General features: G+C 52.6%; 1 rRNA gene. It reads right to left on the bottom strand.

The features are described 5' to 3' along the window. Positions 1-214: 214 nt before the first annotated feature. A 23S ribosomal RNA gene (locus DIE22_RS37655) occupies positions 215-3,096 on the bottom strand. Positions 3,097-3,337 lie beyond the last annotated feature (241 nt).

The following is a 3,337-nucleotide window of genomic DNA, read 5'->3' as shown; positions in this document are numbered from 1 at the left end:
GAGTCGTTTCACGGTCCTGTTCGGGATGGGAAGGGGTGGGACCGACTCGCTATGGTCATCAGGCAAAGAGGGTTGTCGCGCTGCTTCGCAACGCGACCAATCTTGGAAGAAGCAGTAATTTAGGTTGTGTGTATCACACACGAGAATCCAACTTGTCGCCTCGATCTTGCTCAGTGCTTGCGCACCGCGCCGATCTACAAGGCAGACTTGTTATAGGATCAAGCCTTACGGGCAATTAGTATCAGTTAGCTGAACGCATTACTGCGCTTACACACCTGACCTATCAACGTCCTGGTCTCGAACGACCCTTCAAGGGGATCTAGTCCCCAGGGATATCTCATCTTAAGGCGAGTTTCCCGCTTAGATGCTTTCAGCGGTTATCTCTTCCGAACATAGCTACCCGGCGATGCCACTGGCGTGACAACCGGTACACCAGAGGTTCGTCCACTCCGGTCCTCTCGTACTAGGAGCAGCCCCCTTCAAATATCCAACGCCCACGGCAGATAGGGACCAAACTGTCTCACGACGTTTTAAACCCAGCTCACGTACCTCTTTAAATGGCGAACAGCCATACCCTTGGGACCGGCTACAGCCCCAGGATGAGATGAGCCGACATCGAGGTGCCAAACACCGCCGTCGATATGAACTCTTGGGCGGTATCAGCCTGTTATCCCCAGAGTACCTTTTATCCGTTGAGCGATGGCCCTTCCATACAGAACCACCGGATCACTATGACCTGCTTTCGCACCTGCTCGACTTGTCGGTCTCGCAGTTAAGCACGCTTATGCCATTGCACTATCAGCACGATTTCCGACCGTACCTAGCGTACCTTCGTACTCCTCCGTTACGCTTTGGGAGGAGACCGCCCCAGTCAAACTGCCTACCATGCACTGTCCCCGACCCGGATCACGGGCCAAGGTTAGAACCTCAAACAAACCAGGGTGGTATTTCAAGGACGGCTCCACCGAAACTAGCGTTCCGGTTTCATAGCCTCCCACCTATCCTACACAGATCGGTTCAAAGTCCAATGCAAAGCTACAGTAAAGGTTCATGGGGTCTTTCCGTCTAGCCGCGGGTAGATTGCATCATCACAAACACTTCAACTTCGCTGAGTCTCGGGAGGAGACAGTGTGGCCATCGTTACGCCATTCGTGCAGGTCGGAACTTACCCGACAAGGAATTTCGCTACCTTAGGACCGTTATAGTTACGGCCGCCGTTTACCGGGACTTCAATCAAGAGCTTGCACCCCATCATTTAATCTTCCGGCACCGGGCAGGCGTCACACCCTATACGTCCACTTTCGTGTTTGCAGAGTGCTGTGTTTTTATTAAACAGTCGCAGCCACCAGTTTATTGCAACCCCTTCACCCTCTGCCCGCAGGGGCATCAAGCTACAAGGGCGTACCTTATCCCGAAGTTACGGTACCAATTTGCCGAGTTCCTTCTCCCGAGTTCTCTCAAGCGCCTTAGAATACTCATCTCGCCCACCTGTGTCGGTTTGCGGTACGGTCATCGTTAGACTGAAGCTTAGAGGCTTTTCTTGGAACCACTTCCAATTGCTTCGCTCCCTAAGGAGCTCGCGCCACACCCTTGAATTGCGCGCCCGGATTTGCCTAAGCGCCTTCTCCAATGCAGCGACCGGGACTTCCAACACCCGGACAACCTTCCGCGATCCGTCCCCCCATCGCATCTAACAATGGTGCAGGAATATTGACCTGCTTCCCATCAGCTACGCATTTCTGCCTCGCCTTAGGGGCCGACTCACCCTACGCCGATGAACGTTGCGTAGGAAACCTTGGGCTTACGGCGAGGGGGCCTTTCACCCCCTTTATCGCTACTCATGTCAGCATTCGCACTTCCGATACCTCCAGCACCCTTTACAAGGCACCTTCGCAGGCTTACGGAACGCTCTCCTACCATGCGTGCAAAGCACGCATCCGCAGCTTCGGTATATAGCTTAGCCCCGTTACATCTTCCGCGCAGGACGACTCGATCAGTGAGCTATTACGCTTTCTTTAAAGGGTGGCTGCTTCTAAGCCAACCTCCTGACTGTTTTAGCCTTCCCACTTCGTTTCCCACTTAGCTATATTTGGGGACCTTAGCTGGCGGTCTGGGTTGTTTCCCTCTTGACACCGGACGTTAGCACCCGATGTCTGTCTCCCGTGATTGCACTCTTCGGTATTCGGAGTTTGCTATGGCGGGGTAATCTGCAATAGACCCCCCAACCATGACAGTGCTCTACCCCCGAAGGTGAGACACGAGGCACTACCTAAATAGTTTTCGGAGAGAACCAGCTATTTCCAGGTTTGTTTAGCCTTTCACCCCTATCCACAGCTCATCCCCTAACTTTTCAACGTTAGTGGGTTCGGACCTCCAGTACGTGTTACCGCACCTTCATCCTGGCCATGGATAGATCACCTGGTTTCGGGTCTACGCCCAGCAACTGAACGCCCTATTCGGACTCGCTTTCGCTACGCCTGCCCTATACGGTTAAGCTTGCTACTGAACGTAAGTCGCTGACCCATTATACAAAAGGTACGCCGTCACCCCTTGCGAGGCTCCGACTGTTTGTATGCATGCGGTTTCAGGATCTATTTCACTCCCCTCCCGGGGTTCTTTTCGCCTTTCCCTCACGGTACTGGTTCACTATCGGTCGATCACGAGTATTTAGCCTTGGAGGATGGTCCCCCCATCTTCAGACAGGATTTCACGTGTCCCGCCCTACTTGTCGCACACCTAGTTCTTTCATACTGTTTTCGCCTACAGGGCTATCACCTGCTATGGCCGCACTTTCCAGAGCGTTCGGCTAACAATACAAATAAAGAGTGCAAGGCTCATCCCATTTCGCTCGCCACTACTTTGGGAATCTCGGTTGATTTCTTTTCCTGCGGTTACTTAGATGTTTCAGTTCACCGCGTTCGCTTCGCATGGCCTATGTATTCAGCCATGGATACTCCAAAAGGAGTGGGTTTCCCCATTCGGACATCTACGGATCAAAGCTCGTTTGCCAGCTCCCCGTAGCTTTTCGCAGGCTACCGCGTCCTTCATCGCCTGTGATCGCCAAGGCATCCACCACATGCACTTGTTCGCTTGACCCTATAACGAGTCTGTCTCGCGACAGTCGCTACAGGTTGAGTTCTCGCGTTGTGCCGTATTCCAATTGAGCCGAACAATGAAGTTCGAATCATCTTGAGATACATCGATACAATCACAACCCGGATAGTTTCCACGTCCATCTCAAGACGCTTCCGCTATCCAAATTACTTACTTCTTCCAGATTGTTAAAGAACGACAGCCGATACTTTCGTACCGCTCTGACTGGCTCAATCGCCAATGA

The sequence above is a fragment of the Burkholderia sp. Bp9142 genome (genome assembly GCF_003853415.1).
GTDB lineage: Bacteria > Pseudomonadota > Gammaproteobacteria > Burkholderiales > Burkholderiaceae > Burkholderia.
Note: the sequence above shows the minus strand (reverse complement) of the source record. Positions and strands in the feature narration are given on the sequence as shown.